The sequence below is a fragment of the Afipia carboxidovorans OM5 genome, assembly GCF_000218565.1.
GTDB lineage: Bacteria > Pseudomonadota > Alphaproteobacteria > Rhizobiales > Xanthobacteraceae > Afipia > Afipia carboxidovorans.
In genome coordinates, this window is sequence record NC_015684.1 from 2,900,491 (window position 1) to 2,915,917 (window position 15,427).

Consider the following 15,427-nt stretch of genomic DNA (forward strand, 5'->3'; position numbering starts at 1 on the left):
AGGATTTGCCCTACCTACGCCGATTTGCGCCCTCCACCAAGGGGCCGCACTCCGCGGGAGGGGTTCGCGCCGCCGCCTTCTGCCTGTAGGGTCGGCAAAACGATTCCATCGTGCGATCTCGCGTTCTCCGCGTCTTCAAGAAACGGCCCTCGCTATGATCAGAGCCTGGCTCGAACTTTCCCCGTTCGGAATTTTCCTCACACTTGGCGCGCTCTATTTCGGCATCGCGCTTCTTCTGCGCGCGATGACCTTCCGTCCGCCCTGCGGCCGCTTCATGCAATCGCTGAACGGCATCGTCGCGCCGTTCTTCAACGCCTCAGCGATCCTGTTCGCGCTGCTCGTGGGCTTCCTCGCCAATGACATCGGCGACCGCGGCCGGCAGGCGAACCGCGCGATACAGACCGAGGCGGGCGAATTGCGCAACGTCCACACCTTGAGCGTTGCGGCCGTCGCCGATATGGCCGCGATCCGCGAGGCGCTGAAAACCTATGTCGGATCGGTCGTCACCGACGAATGGCCGGCGATGGCGGAGGGCCACGGCTCGCCCCGCACCTCGGCCGCCTATGACGAACTGCTGCGCAAGATCAGCGATCCCAGCATCGCGCGCTCCTCCGGCAATGCGGTTCACGCCGCCCTTCTCAATGCAGCGGTGCGCGCGGGCAATGCGCGCACCGAGCGCCTTGCGATTGCTTCCGATCACACCAACGATCTGAAATGGATCGTAGTGATCGTGCTCGGCCTGATTACGGAAATCTCGATCGCGCTCGTGCATCTCGAACGGCCGCGCGCATTGACCGCGGCGCTTTTGGTGTTCGCCACCGCAGCCGTGGTCACGCTCGGCCTCGTCGCGCTGCAGGAATATCCATTCTTCGGCGCCTTCCGCCTCTCGCCCGGCCCGCTCGAGGCGCTGCGGGCATTGGGCGGGGTGTGAAGTACTAGTTGAAACAACCAAGCGTCATTGCCGGGCTCGACCCGGCAATCCATCTTTTTTTGAGATGGATGCACGGATCAAGTCCGCGCATGACGGACCAGCCGTCTCATAACAATCGCGTCAGCCCGCCACGCCGATCCGCTTGATCTCCCATTGCAGCTCAATGCCGGAATGGGCTTTCACGCGGTCACGTACCGTCTCACCGAGCGTCTCGATATCGGCGGCCGTCGCATCGCCGGTATTGATAAGAAAGTTGCAGTGCATCTCCGAGACCTGCGCGCCGCCGACGCGGAAGCCGCGCATCCCCGCCGCATCGACGAGTTTCCATGAGCTGTGCCCCGGCGGGTTCTTGAACGTGGAGCCGCCGGTTTTCTCGCGGATCGGCTGCGCGGTTTCGCGATGCTGCTGCACCTCGTTCATCCGCGCGCGGATTTTTTCCGGCTCCATGAGGGTGCCGCGATAGAGCGCCGAGGTGAAGATGATCGAGGGATCGACGCCATGGCTGCGATAGACGAAACCCATCTCGGCGTTGGTGAACGTCACGGTCTCGCCCGCGCGCGTGACGCCGCGCGCCTCGACCAGCACGTCCTTGGTCTCGCCGCCGTTCGCGCCCGCATTCATCCGCAGCGCACCACCGATCGAACCCGGGATGCCGAAATAGAATTCGAGTCCGCCGATATTTGCTGCTGCAGCCGCCTCCGCCACGCGCTTGTCGAGCGCAGCGGTGCCCGCGCGCACCGTGTCGCCTTCCGCCACGATGGTGCCGAAACCGCGCGGCGACAAACGGATGACGACGCCTTCCACACCGCCATCGCGCACGATCAGATTCGAACCGACGCCGATGACATAAACGGGAATGTCCGCCGGCAGATGCGCGAGGAAATAAGCGAGATCGTCTTCATCAACGGGCGTGAACAGAACCTGCGCCGGACCGCCGACACGAAACCATGTCAGCGGGCCAAGCGGCTCGTTCGCAAGCACGCGGCCGCGCAACTCGGGCATCGCGGATTTCAAGTCGGCGCTGATGTCGGGAAAGCTCACCATGCCCCCTCTCCACCTCTCCCCCGCAAGCGGGGGAGAGAGCAAATCGCGCCTGTGGAACGCATCTCCCAACCAGCGTCGCTGCCGCAAGCAGCGATAAACTGCGCAGCTCTGTTTCCCCTCCCCCGTTTACGGGAGAGGGTCAGGGAGGGGGCCAGGCTAAGCAACGCCATCATTCCAGCGCCTTCAGTTCGCCCGGCAACGCGTAGGCCCATTGCGAAATGCTACCCGCGCCGAGGCAGACGACGAAATCGCCCGGCTGCGCGATGCGACGCACGATGGAGGCGAGCTGCGCCGCGCTCTCGAGCGCGATCACCTCGCGATGGCCGTGCGCGCGCAGGCCGAGCACGAAGGCATCGCGGTCGATGCCCGGGATCGGCGCCTCGCCGGCCGGATAGACGTCGGCGACGATCACCGTGTCGGCATCGTTGAAGCAGGTGCAGAATTCCTCGAACAACGTATGCAGCCGCGAGAAGCGATGCGGCTGCACCACCGCGATCACCCGGCCTGTCGCGGTGTCGCGCGCGGCTTTGAGCACCGCCGCGATCTCCACCGGATGATGGCCGTAATCGTCGATGACGGTGACGCCGTTCCATTCGCCGGTGCGGGTGAAGCGGCGCTTGACGCCACCGAAGCCCGCGAGCGCCTTGCGGATTGCTTCATCCGACATGCCGATCTCGTGCGCGACCGCGATCGCCGCCGTGGCGTTGAGCGCGTTGTGGCGACCCGGCATCGGCAGCACGAGGTCGGCAATGACATGCGCCGCGCCCGCCTTGCGATGGCGCACTTCCACCTTGAATTTCGAACCGCCGGGGAACGGCTGCAGATCGACGAGCCGCGCATCGGCCTGCGGGTTCTCGCCGTACGTGATGATGCGGCGATCCTCGATGCGGCCGACCAGCGCCTGCACCACGGCGTGATCGATGCACATCACCGCGAAGCCGTAGAACGGCACGCCCTCGACGAAATGCCGGAACGCATCCTGCACCGCCTCGAAGGTCTTGAAGTGATCGAGATGCTCCGGATCGACATTGGTGACGATCGCCACATCGACCGGCAGCTTCAGGAAGGTGCCGTCGCTCTCGTCGGCCTCGACCACCATCCACTCGCCCTCGCCGAGCCGCGCGTTGGTGCCGTAGGCATTGATGATGCCGCCATTGATGACGGTCGGATCGAGAGCACCGGCATCGAGCAGCGTCGCGACCATCGAGGTCGTGGTGGTCTTGCCGTGCGTGCCGGCAATCGCGATGCAGCTTTTCAGCCGCATCAGTTCGGCCAGCATTTCCGCGCGGCGCACTACCGGAATGCGCTGCGCGCGTGCCGCCATCAATTCCGGATTGTCGCGCTTGATCGCGGTGGAGACCACGAGCACATCCGCGCCGTTGACGTTCTCGGCCTTGTGGCCGACCATCACCTTGATGCCCTTGCCGCGCAGCCGCGCGACGTTGGCGTTCTCGGAAATATCGGAGCCCTGCACGGTGTAGCCGAGATTGCCGAGCACTTCGGCGATGCCGCTCATGCCGATGCCGCCGATGCCGACGAAATGAATGGGGCCGATCTCGCGCGGGAGTCTCATGGAAGATTCATCCTCGTCATGCCCGGCCTTGTGCCGGGCATCCACGACTTTCTTCAAACAGACGTGGATGCATAGCAACTCGGTATACCGAGTTGCGTGATATTTGAAAGATTCAAGTCGGAAAAATCCGACTTGAGGTGACAAGCCCTGCCATGACGAAAAACATCAAATTTCGTCGGTTCTGCAGCGTCAACCGATCTTCGCCACCTTCTCCACCAGATCGGCCAACCGGTCGGCGGCATCCAGCCGTCCGGCCGTGCGGGCGTTGGCGGCCATGTCGGTGAGGCGCTGCGGCTCGGCTGCCAGCGCCGAGATTTCGGACGCGAGCCGATGCGGCGAGAAATCGGATTGCGCGATGCGGATCGCACCACCGGCCTCCACCAGCACGCCCGCGTTGGCGAACTGATCCTGATCGATCGCGCCGGGCAGCGGCACCAAAATCGAAGGCCGGCCGATGGCGGCCAACTCCGCCACGGTGCCCGCGCCCGAACGCGACACCACGAGATGGCTCGCGGCAAGCCGTGCCGGCAGATCGGCGAAGAACGGCGCAAGTTCGGCCTCGATCTTCAGCCGCGTATAGATCGCACGCACGCGCGCCATGTCTTCCTCGCGCACCTGCTGCACCAGCGACAGCCGGCTCCACAACACCGGCTCGAGTTGCTCGATCGCGGGCGGCACGACGTCGGACATCACCCGCGCGCCCTGGCTGCCGCCGACAACGAGCAGCCGGAACGGCTCCGTCGTCTCCGGCGCACGATATGGCACGGCTGCGGCGGCGAGAATGTTCGCGCGCATCGGCGTGCCGGTCGTCGTCGTCTTGGAGGCGAGAGCCGGATCACGGTCGAGCACGCCCGGCAGCGAGGTCGCGATCGCATCGACGCGCGAGGACAACAGCCGATTGGCGCGGCCGAGCACCGCGTTGGAATCGTGAATGAGCGTCGGCACGCCGAGGAAGCGCGCCGCCATCAACGGCGGCAGCGTCGGGTAGCCGCCAAAGCCGATCACCGCCGCGGGCTTCAGCTTGCGAATGAGCAGCGCCGCCTTGGCCGCGCCCGCAGAGAGCAGTGCGGCGGTGCGCGCAAGCGACAGCGGATTGCGGCTGCGCACCGTCTCGCTCGGCACCACGTCGATCATGTCGCTGGTGAACAGCCCGCTATAGCGTACCGCGCGCGCATCGGTGATGAGGCGGACACGATAGCCGCGCTTCATCAGCGCAGCGCCCAGCGCCTCGGCGGGAAACAGGTGCCCGCCGGTTCCGCCCGCCGCCAGCACTACGAGAGGGGCTTCCGTCATCGCGCCCTTATAACACGCCGTGCGCTCACGCGTAGGCGCGCGAGGCGTTGGCCGCGCCGAACGCTTCCATCTCAACGCTCGGACGCTGCCGCGTCAGCGCCAGCAGCATGCCGACACCGTAGGCCAGCGAGACCATCGACGAGCCGCCATAGGAGATGAACGGCAGCGTCATGCCCTTGGCGGGCATCAAATGCAGGTTCACCGCCATGTTGATGCATGCCTGCGTGCCGAACATGATGGCGAGACCGGACGCGGCAAAGCGCGTGAACAGATCCTCGCTCGCATAGGCGCGCGACAATGCGCGCAGCACGATGAAAGCAAACAATGCGAGCAGCGACAGGCACAGCACAATGCCGAATTCCTCCGCGCCGACTGCAAACACGAAGTCGGTATGGCTGTCCGGCAAGAGCCGCTTCACGGTGCCCTCGCCCGGCCCCTGCCCGAGCCAGCCGCCCTGCATGAACGACTCGGCGGCGAGATCGACCTGGAAGGTGTCGCCGGAGGCCGGGTTCATGAAGCGCTGAATGCGCGCCGCGACATGCGGCACCGTGAGATACGCCGTGAACAGCCCGACCGCCGAGACGCCGGCGAGCCCGAGCACCCAGATCATCCGCATGCCGGCGATGAAGAACAGCGCACCCCACACGGTCAGCACCAGCATGGTCTGACCGAAGTCCGGCTCCAGCACCAGAAGCGTCACCAGCATCGCAAGCAGCACCAGCGCCATCGAGGTCGCGGGCATTTCCGGGCGGCGCGAGGATTCCGAGAACAGCCACGACACCACCACGACGAAAGCGGGCTTCGCCGCCTCCGAGGCCTGAATGTTGACGCCGAGAATGGTGATCCAACGCCGCGCGCCCTTCACCTCGGGGCCGAACATCAGCGTCGCGACGATCAATATCATACTGATGACAAGCACGACCAGCGCACTGCGCCGCACATGCTTCGGCGACAGGAAAGATGTCGCGATCATCACCACGATCGCAGGCACCAGAAACAGAACATGGCGGTTGAAGAAGTGAAACGGATCGAGACCGATGCGGGTCGCGACCGGCGGGCTTGCGGCCAGCGACAGGATCACGCCTGCGATGATCAGCGCGAGCATCGCCGCAAGCAGAAGCTTGTCGACGGTCCACCACCACTCGCTCAGCGGCGTGCGTTGTTCGCGTGACATCATGGCGGCAGTCCCCGGGCGGTTATCCGCCATTGGTCGCCGATCATGGTTTCGGGAGAGTTAACGAGACGTAAAAACTTTTACGGCTTCACCGGCGCGACGCCGCCGAGCGCCAGCACGAGCTTCCGGAAATAGTCGCCCCGCACCTCGAAGTTCGGAAACTGGTCGAACGAGGCACAGGCGGGCGACAGCAGCACCACGGCATGGCCACCGCTTGCGGCCGCATCGCGCGCGGCATGCGGCACCGCCTCATCCAGCGTACCGGAGATTTCCTGCGGCACGCCTTCGAGCGTCCTGGAAAACTCCTGCGCTGCTTCGCCGATCAGATAGGCCTTGCGAATACGTGGAAAGAACTCACGCAGGGATTCGATGCCGCCGGTCTTCGGCTTGCCGCCCGCGATCCAGTAAATATTAGTGAACGACGACAGCGCCCGCGCCGCAGCATCAGCGTTGGTGCCCTTGGAATCGTTGACGAACAGCACCTCGCCCTTCTGCCCCACCTGCTCCATGCGATGCGCGAGGCCGGGAAAGCTCGCAAGGCCCCGCTGCACCACGTCGAACGGCACACCGAGCGCGAGCGCGGCACTCGCCGCACACGCCGCGTTCTGCGCATTGTGACGGCCGCGCAGTGAACCGATGCCATTCAGATCGACGAGCTTGGCCGTGCCGCCCGCCGCGCCGCGTACGATCCGCTCGCCATCGAGAAACACGCCGTCATCCAGCGCACGCTGTACAGAGACACGCACGACATGCTTGCCGGTGTCTTCCGCCGCCCGCGCCGCCTTGGTGCTGAAATCGTCATCGACGCCGACGATCGCGGTGCCGCCGCGCGGCACGCCGACGACAAGGCGCTCCTTCACCTCGGCGTAATGCTCGATGCTGCCGTGGCGATCGATATGATCTTCGGTGACGTTGAGCAGGATGCCCACGCTCGGATCGAGCGAGGGCGTAAGGTCGATCTGATACGACGACATCTCGATCACATAGACGCGCTGCGGCGCGGGCGGCGCCAGCGACAGGATCGCGGTGCCGATGTTGCCGCCCATCTGCGCGTCGAAGCCTGCCTCGCGCATCAGATGCGCGGTGAGCGCCGTGGTGGTCGATTTGCCGTTGGTGCCGGTGATGGCGATGAACGGCGCACCCGGCGCATGAAGGCGGCGCTCGCGGCAGAACAGTTCGATATCGCCGATCACTTCGATGCCGGCTTTACGCGCCATCTCAACGGTCCAATGCGGCCTCGGATGCGTCAGCGGCACGCCGGGCGTCAGAATGAGCGCCGCGAAATTCTCCCACGACACGGTACGCAGATCGGCGGTGATGAAACCCTCCCGCGCGGCCTGCGCAAGGCGCTCGGCACTATCGTCACCGGCAACGACTTCCGCCCCGCCGGCTTTCAACGCGCGGCAGCTTGCAACGCCCGAACCGCCGAGGCCGAACACGGCCACCGTCTGACCGGCAAAGGAAGTGATGGGGATCATTGGTAAGCACCGTCATGGCCGGGCTTGTCCCGGCCATCCACGCCTTTCATAATTATCGTATGACGAATGGCGGTTATGTCTACATACTGACTAACCAACCCAACGGAGTTCTTTACGTTGGCGTCACAAATGATCTTGTGCGCAGAGTCTTCGAACATCGCTCCGGCTTTATCGATGGTTTCACAAAACGCCACAGATTGAAACGCCTCGTCTATTTTGAACAATTTGACGACATTCAAACCGCGATCCAGCGAGAGCACAATATCAAGCACTGGCCCCGCGCCTGGAAGATCCGCAAAATCATGGTCCACAACCCCGAATGGCATGATCTTTATGAGACGTTGATATAAAGACGTGGATGGCCGGGACAAGCCCGGCCATGACGGCTGACTATCTGAGCTTCAACGTCGACAAACCCGCGAGCGCCAGCATCACCGCGATGATCCAGAAGCGGATTACAATCTGCGGCTCGGTCCAGCCCTTCTGCTCGTAATGATGATGGATCGGCGCCATGCGGAAGATGCGCTTGCCGGTCAGCTTGAAGGACGCAACCTGCACGATCACCGACAGCGCCTCGAACACAAACAGCCCGCCGATCACCGCGAGCACGATCTCATGCTTCACCGCGACCGCGATGCTGCCGATCATGCCGCCCAGCGCCAGCGAGCCGGTGTCGCCCATGAAGATCGAGGCGGGAGGCGCGTTGAACCAGAGAAAGCCGAGGCCCGCGCCAAGCACCGCGCCGCACAGCACAGCGAGTTCGCCGGTGCCCGCGACGTAACGGATCTGCAGATATTCGGAGAACACCGCGTTGCCGACGAGATAGGCGATCATGCCGAAGCTCGCCGCCGCGATCATCACCGGCACGATGGCGAGGCCGTCGAGGCCGTCGGTCAGGTTCACCGCGTTGCCCGCACCGACGATGATGAAGGCGCCGAACACAAGATAGAACCAGCCGAGGTTGATGGCGAAATCCTTCGCGAACGGAATGCCGAGATGCATCACCGAGGAATCGCGCCCCGCCCAGATGATGACGAGGCAGGCGAACAGCGCGATCAGCCCTTCGACCGCAAGCCGCAGCCGCCCGGAGAAACCGGCATGGGTCTGCTTGGTAACTTTCAGGTAATCGTCATAGAAGCCGACGAAGCCGAAGCCGAGCGTCACCATCAGCACCACCCAGACATACGGGTTGTGCAGGTTCGCCCAGAGCAGCGTCGACACCACGAGGCCGGACAGGATCATGAGCCCGCCCATGGTCGGCGTGCCCTTCTTGGTCATGAGATGCGTCGGCGGTCCGTCAGCGCGGATCGGCTGGCCCTTGCCCTGCGCGAGACGGAGGTGATCGATGATCCAGGGCCCGAACAGAAACACGAACAGCGCGCCGGTCACCATCGCGCCGCCGGTGCGGAAGGTGATGTAGCGAAAGACGTTGATGCCCGGAATCGTGCCTGCGAGCTCGGTCAACCAATAAAACATGCAATCCGCCTATACCGTGAGATCGTCGGCATCCGCGCCGTTCGGAAAATTCTTCTCTAGCGCGGTCACGATCACTTTCATGCGCGAGCCGAGCGAGCCTTTCACCATGATCGCATCGCCCGCACGAACGCCCGCGACAAGCTGCGATTCGAGCCCAACCGAAGTTTCGGAATAGCCCCCCTTCCGCGCCGAGGGAAGGGCATCCCAGAGATCGTGCATCAAGGGCCCACAGCAGAACACGAGGTCGATCCGGTTGGCGGTAATCGCCGCAGCGAGGCCACGGTGCAGCTCCCGCCCCTGCGGCCCGAGTTCCAGCATGTCGCCCAGCACCGCGATGCGCCGCCCCTGCGGCCCGATCGCAACGCGACCGAGCACGCTCATCGCCGCCGCCATCGAAGCCGGATTGGCGTTGTAGCTCTCGTCGATCAGCGTCGCCGTGCCGCCCGGCAGCCCGAGTGCATGCCGCACGCCGCGTCCGGCCGTGGGTTCGAAGGCCGCAAGTGCGAGGGCCGACAGCGCAAGGTCTCCGCCCACGAGCGTGGACGCGGCGAGCACCGCGAGCGAGTTCATCGCCATGTGCCGGCCCGCGACGCCGACCTTGTAGGTGACATCATGATCCAGCACATCGGCATGCACCGCCGAGCATTCGGCATGCAGCGCCACATCGAGGAGCCGTGCATCCGCGTGCTCGTTCTCCCCGAACGTGACGATACGCGCGACGCCGCACGCCTTCGCCCTCTCCGCAAGGCGCGCGAACTGCGAATTGTCGCGATTGAGGATCGCAGCGCCGCCCGGCTCGAGGCCGGTGAAAATTTCCGCCTTGGCATCGGCAATCGCCTCGATGCCGGAAAAGAATTCGAGATGCACCGGCTCGACCGTGGTGATGATCGCGACATGCGGGCGCACCAGCTTCACCAGCGGCTCGATTTCGCCTGCGTGGTTCATGCCGATCTCGAACACCGCGAACTTCGCATCTTGGGGGCAGCGCGCGAGCGACAGCGGCACGCCCCAATGGTTGTTGAAGGACGCCGCCGACACATGCGTCGCGCCCTGCGCCTGCAGCACGGTGCGCAACGCTTCCTTGGTCGAGGTCTTGCCGACCGAGCCTGTCACCGCAACGATCTTCGCCTGTGTCCGCGCGCGCGCGGCTTTCGCGAGATCGACAAGGCCCGCGAGCACATCCGGCACCACTAAGAGCGGCAGGTCGCCGGAAAATTTCGCGCGCTGCGATTGCGCGATCACCGCGAGGCCGCCGCCGTTCTTCAGTGCCGCCTCGACGAAGGCGTGGCCGTCATGCACGTCGCCCTTGATGGCGAAATAAGCTTCGCCCGGCGCGATGGTGCGGCTGTCGATGGAAATGCCGTTGATGCTCTCCGGCAGCGCGCCGCTTCGCGTGGCGTGCATCGCCTCCGCCATCGCAGCCGTGGTCCACAGCGCCGTCGTCATGTCGCGTGCTCCGCAAGCGCGGCCGCGGCCGCTTCGTGATCGCTGAACGGCAACACCTTGTCGCCGACGATCTGCCCGATCTCGTGGCCCTTGCCCGCGATCAGCAGCACATCGCCGGGCGCAAGCGCGGCAACGGCGGTGCGGATCGCCTCGGCGCGATCGCCGATATTTTGCGCGCCCGGCGCTGCTTCAAGAATGGCCGCGCGAATGGCGGCGGGATCCTCGCTGCGCGGATTGTCGTCGGTGACGATCACCGTATCGGCATGCCGCGCGGCAATCTCGCCCATCAACGGCCGCTTGCCCGCATCGCGGTCACCGCCCGCACCGAACACCACGACAAGCCGGCCTTTCGCGTAGGGCCGCAGCGCTTCCAGCGCCTTCACCAGCGCATCCGGCTTGTGGGCGTAATCGACGAACACCGGCGCGCCAAAGCGATCGCCCACCAGTTCGAGTCGTCCCTTCGCGCCTTCGAGATGTTCGAGCGCCGCGAACGCCTGAGCCGCATCGCCGCCCGTGGAAATGACAAGGCCAGCGGCAACCAGCGCATTCTCGATCTGGAATTCGCCGACCAGCGGCAGACGCAGGCGCCAGTTCTGCCCGCGATGCTCCACCGTCATGCGCTGCCCGAAACCGTCGATCGCAGCTTCGACGAGGCGAATGCCCTCGCCCTGCCGCCCGACCGTCATGACATTCAGTTTATGCGTACGTGCAGCGGCGATCACCGTGGCGGAGTGTTCGTGGTCGGCTGCGATCACCGCCGGCGCACCCTCGGGGGCAAGGTCCGTGAACAGCCGCAGCTTGGTCGCGAGGTAATGCTCCACGGTCGGATGATAATCCATGTGGTCGCGCGACAGATTGGTGAAAGCGGTGGCCGTGATGCGCACACCGTCGAGCCGATGCTGGTCGAGCCCGTGCGAGGACGCCTCCAGCGCCAGATGCGTCACGCCATCGCCCGCGAGTTCGTCGATCGCCCGATGCAGCGCCACCGGGTCGGGCGTCGTCAGCGAGCCGTAGACATTGCGATGGCGCGAGACGATGCCGATGGTCCCCAGACTCGCCGCATTATGGCCGAGACTGTCCCACACCTGCCGGGTAAACGCCGCAACGGATGTCTTGCCGCTGGTGCCGGTGACGGCGGCGATGGTGCGCGGCTGGCGCGGATAGACGACCGCTGCCGCCAGCGCGAGCGCGCGGCGCGGATCGTCCGCGACGACGACAGGCACGCTTGCCGTGTGAGGATGGCCGGTCACGACCGCGACGGCTCCCGCCTTCACCGCCGCTTCGATAAAGCGCGCCCCGTCGGTCTTGTGACCGCCGAGCGCGAAGAACACATCGCCCGGCTTCACCGCACGACTGTCCACGGCCACGCCCGCGACCGCAAGCTCCGCCGCTTGCGGGTCGATGGCGGCTTCACCCCTGAGAAGATCGCGCAGTTTCATGACGTTCCGATGAGATGCCGGCCGATGACGGGCGGCGGCCCGTTGCCGCTTACCGATTCTCCTTCGATGTCGCAAGAATAAGGCGCTCGGACGGCGGCAGATCGAAGCGCGGCTCGACACCGAGCAAGGGCGCGATCCGCGCGATCACCTTGCCCCCGGTCGGCACGGCATTCCAGCCGGAGGTAATAAAGCCGTGGGTCTCGGGCAGCGCCTGCGGCTCGTCCAGCATGACGAGAAGCTGGAATCGCGGATTGTCCGCCGGCAGGATCGCGGTGAAGGCGTTCAGCACCTTCTTCTTGGCATAGCGGCCGTTGATGACCTTCTCGGCGGTGCCGGTCTTGCCGCCGATATAATAGCCCGGCACGTCGGCCTTGCGTGCGGTGCCGATCTCGGCGTTGAGCCGCATCAGGAAACGCATCTTGTCGCTGGTTTCCTTCTTGATGACCCGCTTGGCGAGTTTCATCGCCTCTTCCTCGCTGCGCTTGAGGAAGGTCGGCGGGATCAGATAGCCGCCGTTCACCAGCGCATCGATGCCCATCACCGCCTGCAGCGGCGCCACCGCGATGCCGTGGCCGAAGGCGATGGTCACGGTGTTGAGTTCACCCCAGTGGCGCGGCAGCAGCGGCGCGGCGCTCTCCGGCAACTCGGTGCGCAGCCGCGTCAGTTGCCCCATCTTGCCGAGGAACGCCTTGTGCGCCTCGATGCCCTGCGACAGCGCGATGCGCGCCGCACCGATGTTGGAGGAATAGGTGAAGACCTCCTTGGTGTTGATGGCGCGGCCGAGCGGATGGTCGTCATGAATGCGGAAGCGGCCGTACTGCAGCGCCGAGCGCGCGTCCCACATCGAATTCAGCGTTGCCTTGCCGGAATCGAGTGCCATCGCCAGCGTAAACGCCTTGAAGGTCGAACCCATCTCGTAGACGCCGGTCGTCAGGCGATTGATGCGGTCGGGGTCGTTGGCTTCCTTCGGATTGTTCGGATCAAAATCCGGCAGCGACACCATGGCGACGATTTCACCGGTGCGGACATTGCTGACGATGCCGGAGGCCGCCTTGGCGCGAAATTTCTCTTTGGCCTTGAGAAGCTCGTCGCGCAGCGCGTGCTCGACGCGCAGGTCGACGGAAAGCTCGATCGGCCGCTGCTGGCGGTCGGTGGCGAAGCCCGCGCGATGCAGATCGGCGAGCCCGTTGCCATCGAGCCACTTCTCCATCCCGGCGATGCCCTGATTGTCGATATTGACGATACCGATCAGGTGCGAGACGTCGCGGCCGGTCGGATAGACGCGCTTGTTCTCGCGCAGGAAGCCGACGCCCGGCAGGCCGAGCTTGAACACATCGTGCTGCTGCTTCGGCGTCAGTTCACGCTTCAGCCAGACGAACCCCTTGCGCGACGACAGACGGTCGCGCACTTCGCCCGGATCGAGATCGGGCAACGTCGCGGTCAACAGCTCGATCGCCTCGTCCTTGTCGATCAGACGGCGCGGCTCGGCATAAAGCGAGGACGCCTTGACGTCGGTCGCGAGAATTTCGCCGTTGCGGTCGAGAATATCCGGGCGCGCGGTCGCAATCGCATCCTGCGAGCTGCCGCGGCGGGCACCGTGATTGTCGCCGACGACGCCGTACATCACGAGCCGCAGCGCGATCACTGCGAAGACGGCGGTGAACGCCAGCATCACGAGGCCGACGCGCGCGCGCGCCTTGGCGGAGCGATCGACGTTGCCATAGAGCAGCGTGCGGACGAGGCGCTGGCGGAACGGTTCGGTCGGTTTTCCGGTCTCGGGCGAAGTCTGGTTCATTGCGCGCCCTCCCCGGTAGCGGGCGCCGGTGCGGCCGGAATCGAGGCTGTCGTCTCGTCAGGGCTCACCACATCGATCATCGCGCCGATCGGGTCGGTCTCACCCGGCTTGATGAAGCGCGGCGGCCGTGACGGCAGATTCTTCAGGGAGCCGAACTGGTGGCTCTCGACCGGCCGAAGCTGGGTGTGCCGCTCAGCTAGTCCCTGCAACCGCGCGGGCGAGGACAGCGTCGCCCATTCCGCGCGCAGTTGCGCGATCTTGTTGCGCTCCTCGCGAATATCGGCGCGCAGCCGCAACACGCGCTCCGTCCGCACCGTGGAATCGAGCTTGATGCGATAGACATAAGCCGCCGAGATCACCAGCGCGCAGATGACGAGGAAATGGATGATCCTCACGCGCGGCCCCCCTTCATGACAGTGCGAAGCGTCGGCCAGTCGAAGCTGGTATCCGCATCGTGCGAAGCATTGGCGGTACGCTCGGCCGCGCGCAGTTTCGCCGAACGTGCGCGCGGATTGGCGGCAATCTCGTTCTCGTCAGCGACCACCGGACGCTTGGTCAGGATCTCGAAGCTCGGCGCGGTGCGCTCGACATCCGGCATGTGGCGTGAACCACCGCCGCGACTGGCGCGCGCGTTGATGAAATTCTTGACGATGCGATCTTCCAGCGAATGGAACGTCACCACGACAAGCCGCCCGCCCGGCTTCAACGTGCGCTCGGAGGCGTGCAGCGCGCTCTGCAATTCGTCGAGCTCTTCATTGACGAAGATGCGCAGCGCCTGAAACGTCCGCGTCGCGGGGTGAATGTCGTTCGGCCGCGTATGCACCACGCTTGCGACGATATCCGCGAGCACCTTCGTGGTGAGGATCGGCTTCTCCTGCCGCGCCCTGACGATCGCACGCGCCACCGCGCGCGAGTGGCGCTCCTCACCGAAGATATAAATGATGTTGGCGAGGTCCTTTTCAGAGGCCACGGCGACCACATCGGCCGCGCTCGCGCCCTCCTGCCCCATCCGCATGTCGAGCGGACCGTCCTGACGGAACGAGAAGCCGCGCTCGGCGCGGTCAAGCTGCATCGACGACACGCCGATATCCATCACGATGCCGTCGACCTGCGGGGCGTTCTGCGACGCGCAGACTTCATCAAGCTGCGAGAAGCGGTCCTGCACCAGCGTGAGGCGGCCTTCCGCCTGCTCCACGAGATCGAACGCCTCGGCGATTGCCGTGCGGTCGCGGTCGATGCCGATCACGCGCGCACCGGCCACAGCGAGAATGCGCCGCGAATAGCCGCCCGCGCCGAAGGTCGCGTCGACATAGATGCCCCCCGCGCGTGGCGCGAGAAACTCCACCGCCTCGCGTCCGAGCACCGAGATATGGCGGGAAACGGCTGCGCTCATGCCGCGCTCCTCACCCGGAGACAACGATTCTGCGCCGCCTGCATTTCCATGCGCGTGCGCGATAGCCTGTCCGACCGCTCGCCTATCCGCGACCCGCTCCGGAGAGGCGTCGTGAGCGAGGCTCCGTTGGGATGGCGTGGGTCGAGCATGGATCGGGCGCACCGGGGGAACCGCAATCGATACAAAAGAGGCGCGGTTCTTCACCCTTCAGTAGCGGTAATTATCGTTAAGGAATGGTTGATGCGGCCGGATGCGCCCGCCGATCTTCGCATGAGACGACTCTGGAGCCCGCGCGTGACGCGTCGGCTCCGTCATGTGGATAAGTCGGGCCTGCGATTGCCCCGCGCAGCACCGGGGCGCGATAGTGAGGGTTCCGCGACCCCGG

13 protein-coding genes are annotated in these 15,427 nt (G+C 65.1%); 2 read left to right on the top strand and 11 right to left on the bottom strand.

The window, feature by feature from the left end; translation table 11 throughout:
* The first annotated feature begins 154 nt into the window (after positions 1–154).
* Positions 155–931, top strand: a complete 777-nt coding sequence (locus OCA5_RS13725) for a bestrophin-like domain (RefSeq protein ID WP_012562407.1) — start codon at positions 155–157, stop codon at positions 929–931.
* 120 nt (positions 932–1,051) lie between these two features.
* Here the strand turns inward: OCA5_RS13725 and murB are convergent, their stop codons facing one another.
* The 5 genes from murB to murD form a co-directional block, all read right to left on the bottom strand.
* Positions 1,052–1,972, bottom strand: a complete 921-nt coding sequence (gene murB / locus OCA5_RS13730) for a UDP-N-acetylmuramate dehydrogenase (RefSeq protein ID WP_148261453.1) — start codon at positions 1,970–1,972, stop codon at positions 1,052–1,054.
* A 172-nt stretch (positions 1,973–2,144) separates the two neighbouring features.
* Complete coding sequence (gene murC, locus OCA5_RS13735; protein ID WP_013913284.1) at positions 2,145–3,548, bottom strand: UDP-N-acetylmuramate--L-alanine ligase; 1,404 nt, start codon at positions 3,546–3,548, stop codon at positions 2,145–2,147.
* Between the two features lie 189 nt (positions 3,549–3,737).
* Positions 3,738–4,841 (bottom strand): undecaprenyldiphospho-muramoylpentapeptide beta-N-acetylglucosaminyltransferase, encoded by a 1,104-nt coding sequence (gene murG / locus OCA5_RS13740; RefSeq protein WP_013913285.1) that lies wholly within the window; start codon positions 4,839–4,841, stop codon positions 3,738–3,740.
* Between the two features lie 25 nt (positions 4,842–4,866).
* Positions 4,867–6,018 (bottom strand): putative lipid II flippase FtsW, encoded by a 1,152-nt coding sequence (gene ftsW / locus OCA5_RS13745; RefSeq protein WP_012562403.1) that lies wholly within the window; start codon positions 6,016–6,018, stop codon positions 4,867–4,869.
* A gap of 77 nt (positions 6,019–6,095) precedes the next feature.
* Positions 6,096–7,493, bottom strand: coding sequence for a UDP-N-acetylmuramoyl-L-alanine--D-glutamate ligase (gene murD, locus OCA5_RS13750; protein ID WP_012562402.1), 1,398 nt, complete (start codon positions 7,491–7,493; stop codon positions 6,096–6,098).
* A 14-nt stretch (positions 7,494–7,507) separates the two neighbouring features.
* Between murD and OCA5_RS18885 the strand changes: the two genes are divergently transcribed.
* Positions 7,508–7,843, top strand: a complete 336-nt coding sequence (locus OCA5_RS18885) for a GIY-YIG nuclease family protein (RefSeq protein ID WP_013913286.1) — start codon at positions 7,508–7,510, stop codon at positions 7,841–7,843.
* 40 nt (positions 7,844–7,883) lie between these two features.
* Here OCA5_RS18885 and mraY read toward each other — a convergent pair whose 3' ends face one another.
* Genes mraY through rsmH form a run of 6 tightly spaced genes read right to left on the bottom strand, consistent with a single transcriptional unit; the run spans position 7,884 to position 15,042 of the window.
* The gene (gene mraY / locus OCA5_RS13760) at positions 7,884–8,969 is read right to left on the bottom strand and encodes a phospho-N-acetylmuramoyl-pentapeptide-transferase (RefSeq protein ID WP_012562400.1); all 1,086 of its coding nucleotides are present in this window, start codon (positions 8,967–8,969) and stop codon (positions 7,884–7,886) included.
* A gap of 9 nt (positions 8,970–8,978) precedes the next feature.
* Positions 8,979–10,415 carry a UDP-N-acetylmuramoylalanyl-D-glutamyl-2,6-diaminopimelate--D-alanyl-D-alanine ligase gene (locus OCA5_RS13765; RefSeq protein WP_012562399.1) on the bottom strand — a complete coding sequence of 479 codons (1,437 nt, stop codon included), beginning with the start codon at positions 10,413–10,415 and terminating at the stop codon, positions 8,979–8,981.
* Positions 10,412–11,854, bottom strand: a complete 1,443-nt coding sequence (locus OCA5_RS13770) for a UDP-N-acetylmuramoyl-L-alanyl-D-glutamate--2,6-diaminopimelate ligase (RefSeq protein WP_012562398.1) — start codon at positions 11,852–11,854, stop codon at positions 10,412–10,414. Before OCA5_RS13770 ends, OCA5_RS13765 begins: the two co-directional genes overlap by 4 nt.
* Positions 11,855–11,903: 49 nt before the next feature.
* Complete coding sequence (locus tag OCA5_RS13775; RefSeq protein WP_012562397.1) at positions 11,904–13,649, bottom strand: peptidoglycan D,D-transpeptidase FtsI family protein; 1,746 nt, start codon at positions 13,647–13,649, stop codon at positions 11,904–11,906.
* Positions 13,646–14,044 carry a cell division protein FtsL gene (gene ftsL / locus OCA5_RS13780; RefSeq protein WP_012562396.1) on the bottom strand — a complete coding sequence of 133 codons (399 nt, stop codon included), beginning with the start codon at positions 14,042–14,044 and terminating at the stop codon, positions 13,646–13,648. The genes OCA5_RS13775 and ftsL overlap by 4 nt, the downstream gene beginning before the upstream one ends.
* The gene (gene rsmH / locus OCA5_RS13785) at positions 14,041–15,042 is read right to left on the bottom strand and encodes a 16S rRNA (cytosine(1402)-N(4))-methyltransferase RsmH (RefSeq protein WP_012562395.1); all 1,002 of its coding nucleotides are present in this window, start codon (positions 15,040–15,042) and stop codon (positions 14,041–14,043) included. Before rsmH ends, ftsL begins: the two co-directional genes overlap by 4 nt.
* Positions 15,043–15,427 lie beyond the last annotated feature (385 nt).